Origin of the sequence: Paraburkholderia caffeinilytica (assembly GCF_051027425.1) — a bacterium.
In the GTDB taxonomy this organism is placed as follows: Bacteria; Pseudomonadota; Gammaproteobacteria; order Burkholderiales; family Burkholderiaceae; genus Paraburkholderia; species Paraburkholderia caffeinilytica_A.
Genome location: NZ_CP186552.1, coordinates 492,406 through 510,638 on the forward strand (window position 1 = coordinate 492,406; position 18,233 = coordinate 510,638).

Sequence of the window (18,233 nt, forward strand, 5' to 3'; positions counted from 1 at the left end):
GGCGCGCGCTCGAAAGTGGGTTCAAGCGGCAAATCGAGAGGACGAAAAAAAACGCGGCCGAAGCCGCGTTAAAGATTTGGAGACATCCCTCGATGAAGGAGTCACTTCTCGCAAGACAAAGCATAACTGAGCGCACGCAAAAGATTCATTGCGAAATGCGCAATTAACTGTTTGAAAATTTTGATGAAAGCACCGCTCGCGGTGCTTTTTTCGTTGGCGCGCCTGCGGCGAATGCGAACTTGTCATATGGCCCTTGATGCAAACGGACTCGACAGATTTGCACTAGTATGTGGTTGCTTCGCACGTGGCCGAAAGTTCGGTGCGGCGGTGCCTCAAAGTCCGGAGAAGACCATGATTGTGCTTCGAAAACTGAATTTTGCCCTGGTGGTGTGGGCGTTGGCGTCGGGTGTCGCCTTTGCCGATACGGTAGCGTTGAAGGCGGATCTCGAACCGTCGAGCGAAGTGCCGCCGCGCGTGAGTCACGGGCACGGCATGTTGAACGCTACGTTCGACACGTCGACCAGGTCCCTGCAATGGACGGTCACCTATGAAGGGCTGAGCGGCCCGGCAACCGCGGCGCACTTCCACGGTCCCGCGCCGGTCGGGCAGAACGCCAAGGTTCAGGTGCCGATCGGAAAGGACGCCCTCGCAAGCCCGATCAAAGGATCTGCGGCGCTCAGCGAACAGCAGGTCACGGATCTGATGGCGGGGCAGTGGTACTTCAACGTCCATACCGCGCAGAACCCGATGGGCGAGATTCGCGGGCAGGTTTTGCCGGCCAATTAGGCGAAAGGAAAGCCTGGTACGGTGGCGCAGGCGCTTTTCTGGGATTAGAAGCCGTCGTCCACTGACATAGTGGCGAACGCACGTACCATGGCGGGACACTATCCAGGGAGCGTGTCCCCAATGAGTTGGCAAAGTGCACTCGCGTGCTGGTATCTACGCAAGCAGTTTCGACCGCAGACCTTAAAACCCGGCATCAACGTTGAGAAAGCGCGTGCACTAACGGCCAAACGTGCCTGGTCGCCTCGTGTGCCGAACGGTTGGCATCTGCGCGAAACGGTTGGGCAGAACGATCGACCGTTACGCGGAGAGTGGATAGAGCGGGTCGACAGCACGCAGGCCGTCGATACCAGTCCGACCGTTCTTTATTGCCACGGTGGCGGCTACTACTTCTGTTCGCCGCGTACCCATCGCTCGCTCGTGTACGGTCTGGCGACGCGCGCCAATGCACCGGTTTTTTCACTCGACTACCGTCTCGCGCCCGAGCATCGCTTTCCAGCCGCGCTCGACGATGCGACCGCCGCCTACCGTCGTCTGGTCGAGGACGGCACGCTCCCCGAGTCGATTGTCATTGCGGGCGATTCAGCGGGCGGCGGCCTTGCCCTGGCCGCGCTGGTCGCTCTGCGCGACGCCGGCGATCCTTTGCCGGCGGGCTGTCTGCTGTTCTCGCCATGGACCGACCTGGCCGCTGCCGGCGCCACCATCCGCACCAACGACGGTCTCGATCCCATGTTCAGCGGCCCCGCCATCGCGCGCGCCGCCAAGGTCTATCTCGGCGACACGTCCCCCACGCATCCCTACGCGTCGCCGGTTTATGCCGACCTGCACGGCTTGCCGCCGCTCTTCATCATGGCGGGCAGCACCGAGGTATTGCTCGACGACTCGCAACGCGTCGCGGACAAGGCGCGCGCCGCGGGCGTCGACTGCGAACTCGAAGTGTGGAAGAAGATGCCGCACGTCTGGCCGCTGTTCTCTCCGTTTATTCCGGAAGCGAACCGCGCGCTCGACCACGCTGCGGCTTTCGTGCGGCGTGTGACGAGCGCAGCGGCAAGGGACGTTCAGCCGTCCAGCGTCACGTCTATCGCCTGATAAGCGGCTTCGACCGCTTCCTGGCCGTATTGCCGCTCCAGACGCCGCACGGTGAAGTGGCCGTGCGCGACCTGCTGGAAGTGGTCGATGAATACGGTATTGACCATCGCGCCGAGCACCGCGCCGATCGCCGGAATCGACTTGGCGGCGATCTGCTCGCTCACCTGCACCGAAAAGCGCGCGGCAATGGTGTTGAGCAGGCGTAGCAATGCCGCGGAACCGTGTGCGGTGAAGCCCTTCGTCGCGATTTCGGATGAAGCCTTCGATACCGCCTGCGCCAGCGCGCCGCGCATGATGAAGTAGCCGAAATCGGCGTCGTCATCAGCTTTCGAGGTGCCGCCCATGCCGAGTACGGTCAGGCACTGCAACTGCGTGTCGATCGACGTCAGATTCTCGCCCTCGCTGCGCGCAATGTCGCAGATCGAGCGAAACATCAACGTGGTCGTGACCGGCAACTCGACGGGCAGCGCGAACAGACCGAATGCGCCGCCGGCCGCGCCGGTGGTGGCCACGGCAAACTTGTGCAGCAGATTGCTCGGCTTGTCGGGCACCACCAGGGGCGAGGCGCCGGCCTGCCGCCCGAGTGTGCGCAGCGCGATCGAGAGGCACTTGCGCAACGCCAGTTCCGTCGCATCCGTGACCTTCTCGTTAGCAAAAGCCGGCATCCGCGAGAGCAGTTTTTCGAGCGGCGAGCCGACGATGCTCGCCAGTTTCATCGCCAGCGCGGGGCTCTCCAGTTCGTGTTTCGCGCGTTTTAGCGCGCTCAGATCTTCGTCCGATAACGATTGTGCTGCGAGCGAACTCGGCTCCATGTGCCTCCCTGGCGTCATGTATTGTCCATTCTTCAGTCGATTGCCGGTGCGGTGAGCCGCCCCGGCGGGTTCCAGCTTAGAGCATCGCCTCGTGGTATGATTCCCGATCGTTTGACGAGTCAACTGTTGCCCCATCAAAAATGGCTGTCCATACCGCGGCCCACCACTCGAGTGGGCAAGTTTTACCTTTCCGTGAGTCGCTACTGGCGATGCTCGGCGTTTCCTTCGTTTCGATGCTGGTCGCACTGGACCAGACCGTGGTCGGCACCGCGTTGCCCACCATCGTCGCGGAACTGAAGGGTTTCGAGCTCTACGCGTGGGTCGCCACGTTGTACCTGCTGACCTCGGTGATCACCGTGCCGATCTTCGGCCGCCTCGGCGATTACTACGGGCGCAAGCCGTTCGTGATCGCATCGATCATCGTATTCACGGCGGCGTCGGTGCTCTGTGGCGCAGCCAACAACATGCTGTTCCTCGTGCTCGCGCGCGGCTTGCAGGGCATCGGCGGCGGCATGCTGGTCGGCACCGCCTTCGCGTGCATTCCCGATCTCTTTCCCGACTCAGTCGTGCGCTTGCGCTGGCAGGTGCTGATGAGTTCGGCGTTTGGCATTGCGAACGCGGTAGGGCCGTCGCTCGGCGGTTTTCTCACGCAGTACTACGGCTGGCGCTCGGTGTTTTATGTGAATCTGCCGGTCGGTCTGCTGTCGCTGTTTTTCGTCTGGCGCTTTCTGCCGCATCTGCGGCACATCAAGCACGAAGGCAAGATGCGGCTTGATTGGCCGGGCGCGTTGCTGATCGCCGTGGCGCTCGGCTCGCTGCAACTGTTCGTCGAGTTGCTGCCGAAGCACGGTGTCACCCTGAGCGCCTTTGCATTGCTTGCACTGAGCGTCGCTTCGGCATACGGGCTGTGGCAATGGGAAAAGCGTTGCCCTACGGCGATTCTGCCTGTGGATATGTTTCGCAATCGCAGTCTGGCGGCGCTCTTCACGCTGGCCGTGCTGGGCGGCTTCACGATGTTCTCGCTGCTGTTCTACGCCCCGTTGCTGTTCCAGGGCGGTTTTGGAATGTCGCCGAAAGAAGCCGGGCTCGTCATTACGCCGCTCGTCGTGTTCATCACGATCGGCAGTATCGCCAACGGCCGCATCGTCTCGCGCGTACGCAATCCGAATCTGATGCTGTATGTCGGCTTCGCGCTGGTCGCGCTGGCATGCCTTGGTGTGGTCGTCGCAACGCGCTCCATGCCGCAATGGCTGCTGATGTCGTTCATGGTGCTCGGCGGCCTCGGTCTCGGCTTCGTGATGCCGAATCTGACGATCTTCGCGCAGCAGACAGCCGGCCGTGAACACCTCGGTATCGCCACTGCACTGCTGCAGTCGCTGCGGATGATCGGCGGGATGATCGGCACGGCGATTACCGGCACGCTGATCAGCCATATGTACGCGAACGGTGTACGCAGCGCGCTGGAAAACGATCACGCGTCGCAATGGTTCGCCGATCTCGGCGACCCGCAAATCCTGATTAATCGCGACGCTCAAAACACCTTGCTTAGCCAGTTGACGCATGCGGGCCACAACGGCGCGATGCTGCTCGAGAGTGCGCGTGAGGCGCTTGTTGCGGCAATTCATCTGGGTCTCGCGCTGGCGGCGATCATCGCCGTGGTGTCCGTGTGGCAAAGCCGCCGTGTGCCGCCGGTCAAGCTCCAGCGCAAGCTCGAGCCGGTGATTCACGCGGATTGATTTTTTTAGCCTTACCGTTTTACTGACAGATCATGGAAGAACAGGACCGCGTCGCCGTCATGCAACAATTCGGCCGCACTTATCGTGCGTTCATGTCGGCGTTCGAAGCGCAGGTGGGGCACCCGTTGCCACGCTGGCGCATTCTGCTCGCGCTGCACGAGCAGGCCGGCGAGTCGTCGCAGAAGCGGCTGGTCGAGCGCTTGCGCGTCGATCCGGGCGCGCTCACGCGGCAGTTGAAAACGCTCGAAGGTTTGGGCTGGATTGCGCGCAGCATGGACGCGCGCGATAACCGCGTGACCAATGTGCGGCTGACCGAAGCGGGGCAGTCGGTGACCGAAGCCAGCCTGCCGCGCCGCAAGGCATTTCTGAACGACACGATGGCGGCATTGCCGGACGAAGCGCTGAGCGCGTTGTCGGGGGCATTGAAAATGCTGGAAGCGCGGATCGGCGAAGTTGCGGCCACGGCTGGCGTCGCCGCTGCGTCGGCGTCCCAGGTGTCCGACATGGCGGAGGCCGACCCGGCTCGCCAGGCTTAAGCCCGACTCAACGTGGCGGCGACTACAGAAACACCCGGCGCCGATACACCCAAACTTCGGCATACCGGAGACGCGCCTGGCGACCGAAATTCAGTGGAGACCGAGTGTGCCTATTGAGCGGGAAGGCCACAACAAACGGCGCGCCACCTCGCGGTGAAGCGCGCCGTTTGCATCAAACTCAGAAGAACGTTTCGATCACTTCCGTGACGCGATACGACGGATCGACCACCAACACCTGACGCCACTTGTCGAATGTCAGGCAGGGATGCGAGATGTCGAAGGCGATCATGTCGCCTACCTTCAGGTCGGCGCCCGCGGGAATCCGCAGATACGCGTGCTGATCCATCAAACCGAAAATCTCCCAGCCTTCGCTGGTCGCAATATCGCGTGGCGCCTCGGTGCCCGGACGATAGTGGCGCGCCGGTTCCGGCATGCCCGCGTCGAAAGCGGAATCGCGTTTGCCCAGACCGATGATCGCGCGATCCGGCTCCGGAATCGACTGCACATACGCCCACAGTTGCAGCGCCGGTAACAGCCCTTCGCCCATTTTCTTCGCGACCGGATTACGCGCGAAGATGTCTGTCTGCGCCTTTCGATACACGCCGACGTCGTGCGTCAGGTAGCAGCCGGGCCGCAGCACGACTTCGACCTTGCCGGTCTCCGACGCCTTCACGAATTCTTCCGCGACCACGTCGTACCAGGCCGAGCCTGCGCCTGACAGAACGGCCGGTGTGCGAGCAAAGCGTCCTTCATCGACAAGCGCGCGCGTTACAGCCACGGCGCTCTGCAGGAATTCGCGCACTTCGTGTTCTTCTTTCAGCACGCCTTCATACAACTCGACGCCTGCCAGCTTCAACACATCCGGATAGCGCGCGATCGCCTCGAGCACCGCGTTGCGCTGCGCTTCGTCGCGCACGCCGGTGCGGCCGCCCGGCACGCCGAGCTCGAGCAATACCTGCAGCGATTTGCGTACCGACGTGAAAAACTCGCCCAACTGCTCGACGCCTTCGACCGAATCGACGAGGCAGAAGAACTCGAAATCCGGATCGCTCAACAACTCGGCGACCATCATCATGTTGTGGCGGCCGACCAACTGGTTGGCCATCAAAATGCGCGAAACGCCGCCGTGATACGCCGCGCGTACCTGATGCGCGGTGGCGAGCGTGATGCCCCACGCGCCGGTTTCAAGCTGACGGCGAAACAACTGCGGCGCCATGGTGGTTTTGCCGTGCGGCGCGAGCTTGACGTCGTATTCCGCGACGAACGCCTGCATCCACTTCAAGTTGTGTTCCACACGATCCGCGTACAGCACGGCGGCGGGCAGACTCACGTCTTCGTTCAGCAGGTTCCACTCCAGGCGCGCGGCGTCCGTGAGTTGGATGCTGGTGCCCGGAACCATGCCCAAGCCCTTGCTATAAGGATCAATCGTTGCGCCCTGATAGTTTGTAACTTTCATGTCTCCCTGCTCCATCGTCCAGTTAAATCGAATCAAAGTTGACTTTACCATGTTACCGAAAGTACGATGACTGGAGAAATGTTATTTAGTACCACGGCTTGCCGGAGGCTTGTTGTAAGCCTGCGTGAGGCACCCCACAGTCCACAATGAACTCAACCGCCGAACCGCTGACTTTCGATATCGTCGCGCGCATCGCCGAGTGCGCGCCGGAACTGCGTTCGGCCGAACGCAAGGTTGCGGCGCTGATTCTCGACGATCTGACCGGCGCATCGCGTGCCAGCATTGGCGCGCTCGCCCAGCAGGCGGAGGTGAGCGTCGCGACTGTGACGCGCTTCGCCAAGGCGGTCGGTTGTCGCGACGTGCGTGAGCTCAAGCTGCGGCTCGCGCAGGCGGCTGCTGTCGGTCAGCGCTTCCTGCAGGCAAGTGGGCCCACCGACGCGCCCGAACCCATTGCCACCCGCGTGTTCGACGAACTGCAGACCGCGCTTGCCCACAACCACCAGTTGCTGCGCCAGGCGCCTTTAGACGAAGCAGCGGCCGCGTTGCGCGCCGCGCGCATGATCTATGTATTCGGCATGGGTGGCGGCTCGACCGCATTGGCCGACGAAATGCGCTTCCGGCTCGTGCGACTCGGCCGGCCGGTTGCGACCTATCAGGACGGCCTGTTGCAGCGCATGGTGGCGAGCACCGTGTCGCGCGAGTGCGTGGTGATCGCGTTGTCCACTACCGGGCGCGTGCCCGAGATGGTCGAGAACTGCAAGATCGCGCGCAGCTACGGCGCGACCGTGATTGCCCTGACCGCGCCGGCTTCGCCTTTAGCCAAACTGGCCGATTGGGTGATTCCGATCGTCGCCTTTGAAACCGATTTCATTTACAAGCCGTCGTCGTCGCGCTACGCGATGATGATGGCGCTCGATGTGCTCGTCACCGAACTTGCCGTCAGTCAGGGCGACGAGAGCCGGGAATTGCTGCGCCGCATGAAGCACGCGCTCGACGCGCATCGTGGCGGTGGCGATCGACAACCGTTAGGAGACTGATCCATGCATTCGCATCCCGAAGCCGCCGATACGTTGATCGTCGGCGCGCAACTGTACGACGGCACGGGCGCACCGCCGGTCGAACGCGACGTCGCGATTCGCGACGGCCGCATCGCCGCAATCGGCAATCTGTCGAACTGGCTTGCCGAAGAGGTGATCGAAGCCAACGGCCGCGCGCTGGCGCCCGGCTTCATCGATGTTCATACGCACGACGACACGCACGTGATCCGTTCGCCGCAAATGCTGCCGAAGATCACGCAAGGCGTGACGACGGTGATCGTCGGCAATTGCGGGATCAGTGCGTCGCCGGTGTCGTTGAAGGGCGATCCGCCCGATCCGATGAATCTGCTCGGCGAGCGCGACGCGTTCCAGTACCCGACTTTTGCCGCGTACGTCGAAGCGGTGAACGCGGCGCGTCCCGCGGTGAATGTCGGTGCGCTGATTGGGCACACGGCCTTGCGCAGCAATCAGATGGACCGGCTCGATCGCGCGGCGACCGCAGCGGAAATCGACGGCATGCGCGCGCAACTCGAAGAGGCATTGTCGAACGGCGCGTTGGGTTTGAGCTCGGGGCTCGCCTACGGCTCCGCTTTCTCCGCCCCGACTGAAGAAGTGATGGCGCTGGCCGAGCCGCTTGCCGCCGCCGGTGCGCTTTACACGACGCACATGCGCACCGAGTTCGACGCGATTCTCGACGCGATGGACGAAGCGTATCGGGTAGGCCGTCACGCGCATGTGCCGGTGGTGATTTCGCATCTGAAGTGCGCGGGGCCGTCGAACTGGGGGCGCAGCGAGGAGGTGCTGAAGTCGCTGGAAGGTGCGCGTCGTTTGCAGCCGATCGGTTGCGACTGCTATCCGTACAACCGCAGTTCGTCGACGCTCGACGTGAAGCAGGTGACGGGCGACATCGACATCACGATCACGTGGTCGGAGCCGCATCCCGAGATGGCGGGCAAGCTGATCAGGGAGATTGCCGCCGAGTGGGGCGTCACGCAGCAGGAGGCAGGCAAGCGTTTGCAGCCGGCGGGCGCCGTGTATCACAACATGTCCGAGGACGACGTGCGGCGCATTCTGTCGCATCCCGCGACGATGGTCGGCTCAGATGGTTTGCCGAACGATCCGCTGCCGCATCCGCGGTTGTGGGGCGCGTTTCCGCGCGTGCTTGGGCACTATGCGCGCGATGCGAAGTTGTTGCCGCTCGAAGAGGCGGTGCGCAAGATGACCAGCTTGTCGGCGCGCCGGTTTGGTTTGGCGCAGCGGGGCGAGGTGCACATCGGTTATCACGCGGATCTGGTGTTGTTCGACCCGGCCAGGGTGCGCGATGCGGCGACGTTCGAAAATCCGCAGCAGCCCGCGGACGGCATCGACGCCGTGTGGGTGAATGGTGTGTTGTCTTACCGCGATGGCGCCGTGACTGGCGAGCGGGCAGGGCATTTTGTGGCGCGCGGCGCGGCGTCGAAGGGTGATGCGCACGGCGCGTTTTGATTTTTTGTTTTCTGATGTTCTGGTTGATATGGCAAGCGGTTGTGGCGTTGCTCGCGCCGTGTGCCGGACTTTTTAAGGAGTTTGACGATGAAGCGATATGGTGTTGAAGGTGGTAAGGGTACGGGTGGTCAGCATATGCCGTTTGCGCGGGCAGTCGAAGCGGATGGCTGGTTGTTCGTTTCCGGTCAGACGCCGATGGAAAATGGTGAGGTGATCAATGGCGGGATTGTTGAGCAGTCGCACAAGGCGATTCAGAATGTTTTCGCTATTCTGAAGGAAGCTGGCTATGGGGCGGAGCATGTTGTCCGCTGCGGTGTGTGGCTCGACGATCCGCGTGATTTCGCTTCGTTCAACAAGGTGTTTCGGGAGTATTTTGGCGAGAATCCGCCGGCCCGGGCGTGTGTGGTTTCTTCGATGGTGATCGATTGCCGGGTAGAGGTTGATTGCGTGGCTTATAAGAAGCCTTCGGCTTGAATGGGGTTTTGTTTGCCGTAGGCGGTGGGCGGGGTTTTTTTGTCTGTATGCCTACGGTGTTGGTTTTTGCCTGATTTTTTTGCCTGTGCGGCGCTTATTGTCTGGTCGCCTGCGGTGTTGGTCTTTCCTTGATCTGGATTCTTTGGTCTTTGGCCTTTCCTTGAATTCTTATTGGTTTATTAGCGTCGCCCCTGTGCGGGGCAGGCACCTACTTTTCTTTGCCTGCTGCAAAGAAAAGTAGGCAAAAGAAAGCAGCTCACCCCGCTAACTCTTAAGCGGGTCCCCCGCACAGTTGCGGTAGTGGTGCATCTGGAATCTGTGTTCCCGCACATTCGGCGTTCGTGACAAGGCCGTCATACTTCCGGCGGCGCTGCGCGCGCCGATGCGTCGTTCCTGGAACCGTCTGATTGTTTTCGTGCGCGAGCTTCGCTTGACGCCGCGGCTCGCCGTTGTATCCGCAGCATTCTTCCGATGCGCCAGCGCTTCTTTCGAAGTGCGTATTCACGCCGGCATTCGCTGCCGCGATTTGTCGGTTGCTTGGAGCGCCAACGGGTATTTCGAACAAATATATTTTTAGCGCCTCGTCGGGGCGACGGCGGCGTCTCCAACCAATCTCGACCGAAGCCCTTGGTTTCCTGATGGTCCCTTCCGGCGAGCACGTAGTGCGAGGCGGGAAGCATGACTGCTGTGTCACGAACGCGGAGTGTGCGGGAGCACAGATTCCAGATGTACCACTACCGTGACTGTGCGGGGGGGCCGCTTATAAGCTCGCGGGGTGAGCTGCTTTCTTTTGCCTACTTTTCTTTGCAGCAGGCAAAGAAAAGTAGGTGCCTGCCCCGCACAGGGGCGACGCTAATAAACCAATAACAAAACAAGGAAAGGCCAACGCCGCAGGCAACCAGACAACAAGCGCCGCAGGCAAAAAAACCAATTTTATTGCCGCGCCAACCGCAAATTATCCGGCATAGGCAAATTAAAATTCGTCCGGAACGGATTGATATCCAGCCCGCCGCGCCGGGTGTAGCGCGCATAAACCGCAAGCTTCACCGGCCGGCAAGCCTTAAGCACATCGATAAAAATCCTCTCCACACACTGCTCATGAAACCCCGTGTGATTCCGATAGGAAATGATGTACCTCAGCAAACCCGCATGATCGATCTGTGGCCCAACATAATGAATCTGCACACTGCCCCAATCAGGCTGCCCCGTCACGGGACAATTCGACTTGAGCAAGTTGGAAAACAAAGTCTCCTCGACAGGCGACTCGTCGAACGCAGCCTTCAGCAACGAAGCATCAGGATGATAAACATCCGTATCCAGATCGAGCCGATCCAGCGACAAGCCGTCGAACTCTTCCATCTGCAATTTGCCGAACTCATACGGCGCGGCCAGATGAACAGACACCGTCGCGCCGCATGAAGCGGAAACATCCCGCTTGATCGTGTCGCGCACAACGTCCATCGACTCGAACGCCGTCTGCGCAAACGACCCCAGATAAAGCTTGAACGACTTCGACTCGACAATGTTCGGCGAATCCGCCGGAACAAAGAAAGTGGCCACCGCAATCTGCGGCTTGCCGCGCGCGTTCAGCCAGGAAAGCTCGTAAGCATTCCAGATGTCCGTGCCGAAAAACGGCAACTGCGCGCCAATCCCAATCGCCTCGCGCGCATTCTTCCGGGCAATCGGAAAGAGCAGCGAGGCGTCATATTGTTCGGTGTAAGTGGAAGCCTTACCCAGCGGTGACTGTTCAGGTGTCATGATGCGTTCACGATGCCACTCAGCACGTGCCCCGTCGCCGTCACGACGCGGGCCGATTCGCAGTGGCCAATTTGGTCGTCGAAGAAAAAGTCCGGCTCGAACTCGCGCAAAAACGCGCTCTTGTCGAGGCCGCCAAGGAACATCGCTTCGTCGATTTCAATGTTCCACGCCATCAATGTGCGGATCGCGCGCTCATGCGCCGGGGCCGAGCGGGCCGTCACCAAGGCCGTACGAATATGCATTGGCGCGGCTTCGTCCGCGAGTTTCTGCAGCCGGTGCAGCGCTTCGAGCAACGGCTTCAAAGGCCCATCCGCGAGCGGCAAATCCTTGTTGTGAATCTCATGGCCGACGAACGCCCGCAGGCCATCCTTCTGAAAGATGCGCTCGGCTTCGTCGGAAAACAATACAGCGTCGCCGTCGAAGGCGATCCGGATTTCATCCGGATACTTGCTCGCCATTTTCGCCGATTCGGGCAAGACGCGTGCGGCCGGAAATCCGGCGGCCAACGCATCGCGCACATCGTCCTGATTCGCGGACAAAAACAGCGAGGCGTTCAACGGCTTCAGATAACCGAATGGCGCGCGCCCGCGTGTGAACACGCCGCGCTCGATCGCGAGCCCATACTCCCTGCATGAATGAAATGCGCGCAGTCCGCTGATCGGATCGCTGCGCGACAGGATCACCACTTCGACCCGATGGCCGCCGGCGTTCAGCGCCAGCAGCTTGCGGATCAGCGGAAACGCCACGCCCGGTTTGGCGGGCACAGCCAGCCGCTCGCGCTGCAACGCTTCATACGCCTGCAGGTCGCCCTTCTCGTACACGCAGTTCTCTTCCTCGAAGTCGAACAGCGCGCGCGACGAGATTGCCACCACCAGTTTGTCGACAAGCGAAAGAGCCATCTGCGCGTTTCAGTCCAAAAAGATCAAGCGAGGAACAAGCGGTACACCGGATTCTGCGTCTCTTCCCAGTACGGATAACCCAGTGTCGTGAGAAAGCGTTCGAACTCGCTGTTCTCGCTCTCCGGCACCTGGATGCCGACCAGAATCGAGCTGTAGTCCGCACCCTGGTTGCGGTAGTGGAACAGGCTGATATTCCAGTTCGGCGCCATCGACGACAAAAACTTCATCAGCGCGCCCGGCCGCTCCGGAAACTCGAAACGGAACAGGCGTTCGTCGTGCGCCAGCGGCGAGCGGCCGCCGACCATGTAGCGGATGTGCTGCTTCGAGAGTTCATCGAAAGTCAGATCGACGGTGGCGAAACCGTGCGCTTCGAATGCGCCCGCGATCTGCGCCGATTCGCTGCGATTCCTGATCTGCACGCCGACAAAGATATGCGCTGAATTCGCGTCCGCAATCCGGTAATTGAACTCGGTGACGCTGCGTGTGCCCACCAGTTCGCAGAAGCGGCGGAAGCTGCCACGCTCTTCAGGGATCGTGACGGCGAACACCGCTTCACGTGCCTCACCGACTTCGGCGCGCTCGGCCACGAAACGCATGCGGTCGAAATTCATGTTCGCACCGGACGTGATCGCGATCAGCGTCTGGTCCTCGATGCCTTCGCGCTCGGCATACTGCTTGGCGCCTGCGACGGACAGTGCGCCAGCCGGTTCCAGCACGCTGCGGGTGTCCTGGAACACGTCCTTGATCGCGGCGCATAGCGCGTCGGTGTTCACGAGCAGCACGTCGTCGAGATATTCGCGGCACAGGCGGAAGGTTTCCTCGCCGACCAGCTTGACTGCCGTGCCATCCGAGAACAGGCCCACTTCGTTCAGCGTCACCCGTTCGCCGGCCTGTAAAGAAGCCGCCATCGCGCACGAGTCGTCAGTCTGCACGCCGATCACCCTGATCTCCGGGCGCACCGATTTCACATACGCGGCCACACCTGCCGCGAGCCCGCCGCCACCGATCGGCACGAAGATCGCGTGGATCGGCCCCTGGTGCTGACTGAGAATCTCCATCGCGACGGTGCCCTGGCCGGCGATCACGTACGGATCGTCGAACGGGTGGACAAACGTCAGGCCGCGCTCTTCCTGCAGCTTCACCGCATGCCCATACGCGTCGCTATAGGACTCGCCGAACTGCACGACTTCGACGGTCGCGCCGCCATGCGCGCGCACGGCATCGACCTTCACCTGCGGGGTCGTCACCGGCACCACGATGATCGCCTTCACGCCCATGCGGGCCGCCGACAGCGCCACGCCCTGCGCGTGATTACCCGCCGACGCGGTAATCACCCCACGCTCCAGCGCGTCGGCCGGAATATGCGCCATCTTGTTGTACGCGCCGCGCACCTTGAACGAGAACACCGGCTGGTTGTCCTCGCGCTTCAGATAAACCGGATTGCGCAACCGTGCCGACAGGTTCGGCGCGCGTTCGAGTTCGGTCTCGCGGGCCACGTCGTAGACACGCGCGGTCAGGATTTTCTTCAGGTAGTCGTGGGAAGCCATGCGGGTGGCGCGGTGCGCTTTGTGAAACGGGAAAGGGTCAATGATAGCGCCAACGGTGCGTACTCTGGCCTTCAGCGAACCCTCGGCGAGCGCCCGGGCGCCTTCGGCAAAGCGCTGCCCGACCGTTCGGTCGGAGAATTCGTCGTGTGCGCTTCTGGGTGCGGTTCAACCCGAAAACGCTCAAAGTCCCGCCGCAGCTCCGATTTCAGGCGTCAACGCGCGGCTGGATCATGGGGTAGAATTCCATTTTGGAATAAGGATCGGAAGATGCACTGGCAGCCTCGGATCGCCCATTTGATGCCCGTCCCGCGTGAGTCTTGCCCCGCGGCGGAGCGTCACGTCCGTCACGCACGATCGTGTAGCTGTCTCTGAGCGCCGTGAAGCGACTGATGTGGGTAGGCCGTCGGTTGCGCTTCGCTCCCCTAGAAAATTTCCAGCATTGCGCTCCACGCGCACCGTCCGCCGGCGCCTCACCAATGAGCGCGCCCGGTTGACCTACAGAGTCGTCCGAACATGAACGCACCTCAAGTTTTCGATCCGCACGGGGCCGCCACTGCGGTGGCCGCCGATCCCGAAGCGCGTCTGCGCGAAATTCCCTATAACTACACGTCGTTTTCCGACCGCGAAATCGTTATCCGTCTGCTCGGCGACGAAGCCTGGGCGGCCCTGGCCGAACTGCGCGCGGAACGCCGCACCGGCCGCTCGGCACGGATGCTGTACGAAGTGCTCGGCGATATCTGGGTCGTGCGCCGCAATCCTTACCTGCAAGACGACCTGCTCGACAACCCGAAGCGCCGCGCACTGCTGATCGAGGCGCTGCATCACCGTCTGACCGAGATCGACAAGCGCCGTCGCGCGGATCTGGTCGAGCATGGCGACGATGCTGGCGTCGATCGGGCCGCTCGGGTTGAAACGCTGGTTGCGGCGGCGCGCCGGGCTGTCGACGATTTCGAAAGCGAGTTCCAGAAAACCTTCGATCTGCGCCGTCGCGCGAACAAGGTGCTGGGCAAGGTCACCGAAAAAGACAACATCAAGTTCGACGGTTTGTCCCGCGTTTCGCACGTGACCGATGCGACCGACTGGCGCGTCGAGTACCCGTTCGTCGTGCTGACGCCGGATACCGAGGCCGAGATCGCCGGCATGATCAAGGCGTGTTTCGAGCTCGGTCTGACCGTGATTCCGCGCGGAGGCGGCACGGGTTACACGGGCGGCGCGGTGCCGCTCACGCCGTTTTCGGCCGTCATCAACACGGAAAAGCTCGAACAGCTGGGCGCGGTCGAGTTGACCGATCTGCCGGGCGTCGCGCGCAAGGTGCCGACGATTTTCTCCGGCGCGGGCGTCGTCACGCGCCGCGTGACCGAAGCGGCTGAACAGGCCGGCTATGTGTTCGCGGTCGACCCGACCTCGCTGGATGCCTCCTGTGTCGGCGGCAATGTCGCGATGAACGCGGGCGGCAAGAAGGCGGTGTTGTGGGGCACGGCGCTCGATAACCTGGCCTGGTGGCGCATGGTCGACCCGGAAGGGAACTGGCTCGAAGTCACGCGTCTGGATCACAACCTCGGCAAGATTCACGATATCGAAGTCGCGCGTTTCGAGCTGAAGTGGTTCGACGGTAAGTACGCGCCGGGCGAGAAGCTGCTGCGCACGGAAGCGCTTGACATCAAGGGCCGCGTGTTCCGTAAGGAAGGTCTCGGCAAGGATGTGACCGACAAATTCCTGGCCGGCCTGCCGGGCGTGCAGAAGGAAGGCTGCGACGGCCTGATCACGTCCGCGCGCTGGGTGCTGCACAAGATGCCGGCGCATACGCGCACGGTTTGCCTCGAATTCTTCGGTCAGGCCCGTGAAGCGATTCCGAGCATCGTCGAGATCAAGGACTATCTGTTCGAAACGTCGAAGCAGGGCGGCGCGATTCTTGCCGGCCTCGAGCATCTGGACGAACGTTATTTGCGCGCGGTCGGCTATGCGACCAAGAGCAAGCGCAATGCGTTTCCGAAGATGGTGCTGATCGGCGACATCGTCGGCGACGATGCGGATGCGGTCGCGCAAGCCACCTCGGAAGTCGTGCGCATGGCCAACGGCAAGAGCGGCGAAGGTTTCGTCGCGGTCAACGCGGAGGCGCGCAAGCGCTTCTGGCTCGACCGCAGCCGTACCGCCGCGATTGCCAAGCACACCAACGCGTTCAAGATCAACGAAGACGTGGTGATCCCGCTGAACCGGATGGGCGAGTACACCGACGGCATCGAACGCATCAATATCGAACTGTCGATCAAGAACAAGCTGCAACTGGTCGACGCGCTCGAAGCGTTCTTCAAGGGCGGCAAGCTGCCGCTCGGCAAGAGCGACGACGCCAACGAAATCCCGAGCGCGGAGTTGCTCGAAGATCGCGTGCAGCAGGCGCTCGACATTCTGAAGAAGGTGCGCGCGCGCTGGGAATTCCTGCGCGACAAGCTCGATCTGTCCTTGCGTGAGGCGCAGCACTATCTGGTCAGCCTTGGCTACGAAGGGCTGGCCGAGAAGTTTGCCGATCGCGTCGACGCGCAGCCGGATGCGACCGTGTTCCATATCACGCAGGACCGTACGGTGCGCGTGTCGTGGAAGGCGGAGATCCGGGCCGAGTTGCGTCAGATCTTCAACGGCGGCGAGTTCAAGCCGATCCTCGAAGAAGCCCAGGCGATTCACAAGAAGGTGCTGCGCGGCCGGGTGTTCGTCGCGCTGCACATGCACGCGGGCGACGGCAACGTCCACACGAATCTGCCGGTCAACTCCGACAACTACGAGATGCTGCAGGACGCCCATACGGCCGTTGCACGCATCATGAAGCTGGCGCGTTCGCTCGACGGCGTGATTTCCGGCGAGCACGGCATCGGCATTACCAAGCTCGAATTCCTGACCGACGACGAGATCGGCGAATTCCGCAAGTACAAGCAGCGCGTCGATCCGCATGGCCGCTTCAACGCGGGCAAGCTGCTCGAAGGCGCCGACCTGCGCAACGCCTACACGCCGAGCTTCGGCCTGATGGGCTACGAATCGCTGATCATGCAGCAGTCCGACATCGGCGCGATTTCCGAGTCGATCAAGGACTGTTTGCGTTGCGGCAAGTGCAAGCCGGTATGCGCGACCCACGTGCCGCGCGCGAACCTGCTGTACAGCCCGCGCAACAAGATTCTCGCGACCTCCTTGCTGGTCGAGGCGTTCCTGTACGAAGAGCAGACCCGCCGCGGTGTATCGATCAAACACTGGGACGAGTTCAACGACGTCGCCGATCACTGTACCGTCTGTCACAAATGCGTGACACCGTGCCCGGTGAAGATCGACTTCGGCGATGTGACCATGAACATGCGCAACCTGCTGCGCAAGATGGGCAAGAAGAAGTTCAATCCGGGCAATGCAGCCGGCATGTTCTTCCTGAATGCTACGAATCCGCAGACCATCAACGTCGCACGCACCGCGATGATGGGCATCGGCTACAAGGCGCAGCGCCTCGGCAACGACGTGCTGAAGAAGTTCGCGAAGAAGCAGACGGCGCACCCGCCGGCGACCGTCGGCAAGCCGAAGGTCACGCAGCAGGTGATCCACTTCATGAACAAGAAGATGCCGGGCAATCTGCCGAAGAAAACCGCGCGCGCGTTGCTCGATATCGAGGACAACAAGATCGTCCCGATCATCCGCAATCCGAAGACGACCACCGCCGATACGGAAGCGGTGTTCTACTTCCCGGGCTGCGGCTCGGAGCGGCTGTTCTCGCAAGTGGGTCTGGCTACGCAAGCCATGCTGTGGGAGGCGGGCGTGCAAACCGTGCTGCCGCCGGGTTACCTGTGTTGCGGCTACCCGCAACGCGGTTCGGGCCAGTTCGACAAGGCCGAGCAGATCGTCACGGATAACCGCGTGCTGTTCCACCGCGTTGCGAATACGCTGAATTATCTCGACATCAAGACGGTGGTGGTGTCGTGCGGCACGTGTTACGACCAGCTCGCCGGCTACGAATTCGAGAAGATTTTCCCGGGTTGCCGGATCATCGACATCCACGAGTTCCTGCTCGAGAAAGGCATCAAGCTCGAAGGCGTGAACGGTGTGCGCTACATGTACCACGACCCGTGCCACTCCCCGATCAAGACGATGGACCCGGTCAAACTCGTCAATCAGCTGATGGGCTCGGAGAACGACGGCTACAAGATCGAGAAGAACGATCGCTGCTGTGGCGAATCCGGCACACTCGCGGTGACGCGCCCGGATATTTCGACGCAAGTCCGCTTCCGCAAGGAGGAGGAAATGCGCAAGGGCGCTGCGAAGCTGCGTGGGATTCCGTTGGTGGCCGAGGCGGGTGCGAATGGGATCAATCCGGCCAATGCATCGGCCGGCGCGGCGGGTGCGCCGGACGGCTCCGTGCTCAAGGCGGGCAACGGGCCGCAACCGAACGGCGCCACCGACGTCAAGATCCTGACGAGCTGCCCGTCCTGCCTGCAAGGGCTGTCGCGCTATAACGAAGACGCGGGCACCGAGGCGGACTACATCGTCGTCGAGATGGCGCGTCACGTGCTGGGTGAGGACTGGATGGCGGACTACGTCCAGCGGGCGAACAATGGCGGAATCGAGCGCGTGCTGGTTTAATGGCACGACTGAC

At 61.8% G+C, this 18,233-nt stretch carries 13 protein-coding genes; 8 read left to right on the forward strand and 5 right to left on the reverse strand.

The genetic code is table 11. From position 1 onward, the window contains the following. Window positions 1-351 precede the first annotated feature (351 nt). Window positions 352-786, forward strand: coding sequence for a CHRD domain-containing protein (locus tag ACOSV0_RS02165; RefSeq protein WP_434108442.1), 435 nt, complete (start codon window positions 352-354; stop codon window positions 784-786). A gap of 120 nt (window positions 787-906) precedes the next feature. Next, window positions 907-1,872 (forward strand): alpha/beta hydrolase, encoded by a 966-nt coding sequence (locus ACOSV0_RS02170; protein ID WP_434108444.1) that lies wholly within the window; start codon window positions 907-909, stop codon window positions 1,870-1,872. Here the strand turns inward: ACOSV0_RS02170 and ACOSV0_RS02175 are convergent. After that, entirely contained in the window at window positions 1,842-2,684 is an 843-nt protein-coding gene (locus tag ACOSV0_RS02175; RefSeq protein WP_434110369.1) for an EcsC family protein, read from the reverse strand. The genes ACOSV0_RS02170 and ACOSV0_RS02175 overlap by 31 nt on opposite strands. A 140-nt stretch (window positions 2,685-2,824) precedes the next feature. On the opposite strand from ACOSV0_RS02175, the gene ACOSV0_RS02180 reads away from it, so the two are divergent. Next, window positions 2,825-4,420, forward strand: coding sequence for an MDR family MFS transporter (locus ACOSV0_RS02180; RefSeq protein WP_434108446.1), 1,596 nt, complete (start codon window positions 2,825-2,827; stop codon window positions 4,418-4,420). A 32-nt stretch (window positions 4,421-4,452) separates the two neighbouring features. Further along, window positions 4,453-4,956, forward strand: coding sequence for a MarR family winged helix-turn-helix transcriptional regulator (locus ACOSV0_RS02185; RefSeq protein ID WP_434108448.1), 504 nt, complete (start codon window positions 4,453-4,455; stop codon window positions 4,954-4,956). Between the two features lie 178 nt (window positions 4,957-5,134). Here ACOSV0_RS02185 and ACOSV0_RS02190 read toward each other — a convergent pair whose 3' ends face one another. After that, complete coding sequence (locus tag ACOSV0_RS02190) at window positions 5,135-6,412, reverse strand: amino acid deaminase (RefSeq protein ID WP_434108450.1); 1,278 nt, start codon at window positions 6,410-6,412, stop codon at window positions 5,135-5,137. Window positions 6,413-6,558: 146 nt separating this feature from the next. On the opposite strand from ACOSV0_RS02190, the gene ACOSV0_RS02195 reads away from it, so the two are divergent. The 3 genes from ACOSV0_RS02195 (at window position 6,559) to ACOSV0_RS02205 (ending at window position 9,408) form a co-directional block, all read left to right on the forward strand. Further along, window positions 6,559-7,449, forward strand: coding sequence for a MurR/RpiR family transcriptional regulator (locus ACOSV0_RS02195; RefSeq protein WP_434108452.1), 891 nt, complete (start codon window positions 6,559-6,561; stop codon window positions 7,447-7,449). Window positions 7,450-7,452: 3 nt separating this feature from the next. Further along, a complete protein-coding gene (locus ACOSV0_RS02200) occupies window positions 7,453-8,934 on the forward strand; it encodes an N-acyl-D-amino-acid deacylase family protein (protein WP_434108454.1) in 1,482 nt (493 codons plus the stop codon). An 87-nt stretch (window positions 8,935-9,021) separates the two neighbouring features. After that, window positions 9,022-9,408 carry a RidA family protein gene (locus ACOSV0_RS02205; protein ID WP_028200605.1) on the forward strand — a complete coding sequence of 129 codons (387 nt, stop codon included), beginning with the start codon at window positions 9,022-9,024 and terminating at the stop codon, window positions 9,406-9,408. A gap of 933 nt (window positions 9,409-10,341) precedes the next feature. Here the strand turns inward: ACOSV0_RS02205 and queF are convergent. The 3 genes from queF to ilvA are packed head-to-tail and all read right to left on the reverse strand — an operon-like array spanning window position 10,342 to window position 13,612. After that, entirely contained in the window at window positions 10,342-11,166 is an 825-nt protein-coding gene (gene queF / locus ACOSV0_RS02210) for an NADPH-dependent 7-cyano-7-deazaguanine reductase QueF (RefSeq protein WP_434108457.1), read from the reverse strand. Continuing rightward, a complete protein-coding gene (locus ACOSV0_RS02215; protein ID WP_093647935.1) occupies window positions 11,163-12,065 on the reverse strand; it encodes a 5'-nucleotidase in 903 nt (300 codons plus the stop codon). Before ACOSV0_RS02215 ends, queF begins: the two co-directional genes overlap by 4 nt. A gap of 23 nt (window positions 12,066-12,088) precedes the next feature. Beyond that, entirely contained in the window at window positions 12,089-13,612 is a 1,524-nt protein-coding gene (gene ilvA / locus ACOSV0_RS02220; protein ID WP_434108459.1) for a threonine ammonia-lyase, biosynthetic, read from the reverse strand. Window positions 13,613-14,125: 513 nt separating this feature from the next. Between ilvA and ACOSV0_RS02225 the strand changes: the two genes are divergently transcribed. Next, window positions 14,126-18,220 carry a DUF3683 domain-containing protein gene (locus ACOSV0_RS02225; protein WP_434108461.1) on the forward strand — a complete coding sequence of 1,365 codons (4,095 nt, stop codon included), beginning with the start codon at window positions 14,126-14,128 and terminating at the stop codon, window positions 18,218-18,220. Window positions 18,221-18,233: the final 13 nt, after the last annotated feature.

Excerpts from the sequence above, each read along its gene's own strand:
- ACOSV0_RS02165 (WP_434108442.1), top strand. The coding sequence starts at position 352 with ATGATTGTGCTTCGAAAACTGAATTTTGCCCTGGTGGTGTGGGCGTTG.
- ACOSV0_RS02170 (WP_434108444.1), top strand. The coding sequence starts at position 907 with ATGAGTTGGCAAAGTGCACTCGCGTGCTGGTATCTACGCAAGCAGTTT.
- ACOSV0_RS02175 (WP_434110369.1), bottom strand. The coding sequence starts at position 2,684 with ATGGAGCCGAGTTCGCTCGCAGCACAATCGTTATCGGACGAAGATCTG.
- ACOSV0_RS02180 (WP_434108446.1), top strand. The coding sequence starts at position 2,825 with ATGGCTGTCCATACCGCGGCCCACCACTCGAGTGGGCAAGTTTTACCT.
- ACOSV0_RS02185 (WP_434108448.1), top strand. The coding sequence starts at position 4,453 with ATGGAAGAACAGGACCGCGTCGCCGTCATGCAACAATTCGGCCGCACT.
- ACOSV0_RS02190 (WP_434108450.1), bottom strand. The coding sequence starts at position 6,412 with ATGAAAGTTACAAACTATCAGGGCGCAACGATTGATCCTTATAGCAAG.
- ACOSV0_RS02195 (WP_434108452.1), top strand. The coding sequence starts at position 6,559 with ATGAACTCAACCGCCGAACCGCTGACTTTCGATATCGTCGCGCGCATC.
- ACOSV0_RS02200 (WP_434108454.1), top strand. The coding sequence starts at position 7,453 with ATGCATTCGCATCCCGAAGCCGCCGATACGTTGATCGTCGGCGCGCAA.
- ACOSV0_RS02205 (WP_028200605.1), top strand. The coding sequence starts at position 9,022 with ATGAAGCGATATGGTGTTGAAGGTGGTAAGGGTACGGGTGGTCAGCAT.
- queF (WP_434108457.1), bottom strand. The coding sequence starts at position 11,166 with ATGACACCTGAACAGTCACCGCTGGGTAAGGCTTCCACTTACACCGAA.
- ACOSV0_RS02215 (WP_093647935.1), bottom strand. The coding sequence starts at position 12,065 with ATGGCTCTTTCGCTTGTCGACAAACTGGTGGTGGCAATCTCGTCGCGC.
- ilvA (WP_434108459.1), bottom strand. The coding sequence starts at position 13,612 with ATGGCTTCCCACGACTACCTGAAGAAAATCCTGACCGCGCGTGTCTAC.
- ACOSV0_RS02225 (WP_434108461.1), top strand. The coding sequence starts at position 14,126 with ATGAACGCACCTCAAGTTTTCGATCCGCACGGGGCCGCCACTGCGGTG.